This is a genomic window from Brevundimonas sp. (assembly GCF_032107865.1).
GTDB lineage: Bacteria > Pseudomonadota > Alphaproteobacteria > Caulobacterales > Caulobacteraceae > Brevundimonas.
Window position 1 is genome coordinate 1 of the sequence record NZ_DAMCNG010000318.1, and the last position, 2122, is coordinate 2122.

The 2122-nt window shown below is 67.8% G+C and carries 4 protein-coding genes; 1 reads left to right on the forward strand and 3 read right to left on the reverse strand.

Features of this window, described 5'->3' with window-relative positions:
• Together RT567_RS16140 and RT567_RS16145 are read right to left on the reverse strand one after the other, a co-directional pair.
• On the reverse strand, positions 1 to 726 hold a 726-nt coding region (locus tag RT567_RS16140), incomplete at its 3' end, for a muconate/chloromuconate family cycloisomerase (protein WP_313577225.1).
• Between the two features lie 55 nt (positions 727 to 781).
• Entirely contained in the window at positions 782 to 931 is a 150-nt protein-coding gene (locus RT567_RS16145; protein WP_313577226.1) for a hypothetical protein, read from the reverse strand.
• 47 nt (positions 932 to 978) lie between these two features.
• On the opposite strand from RT567_RS16145, the gene RT567_RS16150 reads away from it, so the two are divergent.
• Positions 979 to 1128 carry a hypothetical protein gene (locus tag RT567_RS16150; RefSeq protein ID WP_313577227.1) on the forward strand — a complete coding sequence of 50 codons (150 nt, stop codon included), beginning with the start codon at positions 979 to 981 and terminating at the stop codon, positions 1126 to 1128.
• Positions 1129 to 1189: 61 nt separating this feature from the next.
• Here RT567_RS16150 and RT567_RS16155 read toward each other — a convergent pair.
• On the reverse strand, positions 1190 to 2122 hold a 933-nt coding region (locus RT567_RS16155), incomplete at its 5' end, for a DUF6607 family protein (RefSeq protein ID WP_313577228.1).

A 2122-nucleotide genomic window follows, 5' to 3' on the forward strand; every position in this document is an offset into this window, starting at 1 on the left:
GCCCATGGCCGTCAGCCGGGCCATGCCCGCCGTCGCATGGGCGCGGATCGGCTGCTCGACCAGGTCGACGCCCGCCTCGGCCAACAGGGGCATGGCGCACTTGGCGGCGGCTTCGCTCCAGGCCTGGTTGACGTCGACGCGGACGCTGGCCCGGTCGCCCAAGGCGCGCTTGATCGCCGCCACGTGGGCCACGTCTTCCTGCACCGAGCGCTTGCCGATCTTCAGCTTGAAGGCGGCGTGTCGGCCCGACGCCAGCATGGCCTCGGCCTCGGCGATGTCCTGGGCGGTGTCGCCGCTGGCCAGGGTCCACAGCACCGGCAGACGGTCGCGGATGCGCCCGCCCAGCAGTTCGCTGACCGGCACGCCCAGACGCTTGCCCTGAATGTCCAGCAGGGCGGTTTCGACGGCGTTCTTGGCGAACCGGTTGTCGATGATCGAGCGGCGCAGCCGCTCCATGATGACCGCCGGGCGGGTGGTGTCGGCGCCGATCAGCAGCGGCGCGAAATAGGCGTCGATGGCCAGCTTGATGCCTTCGGGGCTTTCGCCGCCGTAGGTCAGTCCGCCGATGGTGGTGCCTTCGCCGAGCCCCTCGATCCCGTCGGCGCAGCGCAGGCGCACCAGGACCACGGTCTGCGACTGCATGGTGGCGACCGACAGGACGTGCGGCCGGATGGTCGGCACGTCGAGGACGATCGTCTCCACGAACTCGATCGCTGATCCCTGCACCCTGTCGTCTCCACGTTTCTCGTTGAGATCGAACTTAGGCGCCGAGCGTCATGACCTAAAATGCCGATTTGTTCAGATTTGATACCAAAAAGGCATCATGTGCCGCAGCGTTGGTCCGCAAAAACCATCCGAAGAGCGATGTTCCGCCAAGCCCTTGTCGCTGAATTTTAGCCGGATCGCCGTCGAAACGTGCATGGATCATCATCAAGCGACTCTAGCCTCTGACGCTATCGCAGACAGGGGGTGATGCGGATGAAGTTCACGTTTTCATCGCGGGCGATCGCGCCGCTGACGATCGCGGGCCTGGCGCTGGCGACGGCGGTGCTGATGGCTGTGGTTCCCGGTCAGGCGCAGGCCTGCGAGGCGCCGCAGGTCGTATGGTCTCAACTGGCCGAGGGCTGATCGCCAACGTCTGAAATTGAAAAGGCCCCCCGTTCCTGGCTGGAGCGGGGGGCCTTTTGCATCAGCGGCCAGTCGCCGCGATCAGGGTTCGGGCCTGGGTGATCGCCGCCTCGGTGGTCAGTTCGCCGGCCTGGACCTGATCGGCCAGCTTCATCAGGGGCGGGGCGGTGATGGCGCCGGTTTGGGCCTCTTCGGCGACATGGACGCCGCCGTCGCGGGCGATGACCGCGTCCCAGGCGTCGCGCACGGCGGCCCAATAGGTCTTCGTCGCCGCCCAGTAGTCGTCGCCCGCCTTGGGCGAGAAGGCGGTCGAGGCGTCATAGCTGTTGATGACGTCTTCCTGCACGATGGCGACCAACTCGCCGCCGCCCCTGCCCGACAGCTTCATGTTGTCCTGGATGTGGACCCAGCCGTCATGCTTCAGGATATGCCGATTGGTGCCCAGGTAGCGGTCGTAGACCGGGTTGCGCACCGCGTCGCGGCGAGCCAGCGGCCGCCAGGTCGGGCCGGAGGTCCAGGCGCTCAGCCCGTTCTCATAGGTCCAGCGGCCGACGCCGCCGTAACGCGGGGAATCGTCCGTCTGCCACACGGTCTGGGACCAGGCGCCCTCGCGCTCGGCGGCGGAGACGGGCGTGGTGCGCCAGCTGTTGTCGCCGACATAGGTCAGGACGGTTTGCGGCTGATAGACCCAGTCCTGGCGCCAGTGCTTGACGACGACGCTCTGGCCCCCGTGCTCCATCACCAGGATGTGCTGCAGGCTGATGCGGTCGCCGTTGTCGTAGACCAGGCGGACGATTTCGGTCCCGCCGGACAGCTGTTCCTCCAGCGGGTCGTAGTCGGCGCGGAAGCTGACGTTCTCGCGCATGTCGAAGTGGACGCGGAACGCGCCGGCCTGGGCCAGGATCGACTGGCGGTCGCGCTCGAACTGAGGGCTGCGGGCGGGCGCGGCGGCTTGCGTCGATTGGGCGGCGGCGGCGGTCGCCAGGGCGGCGGG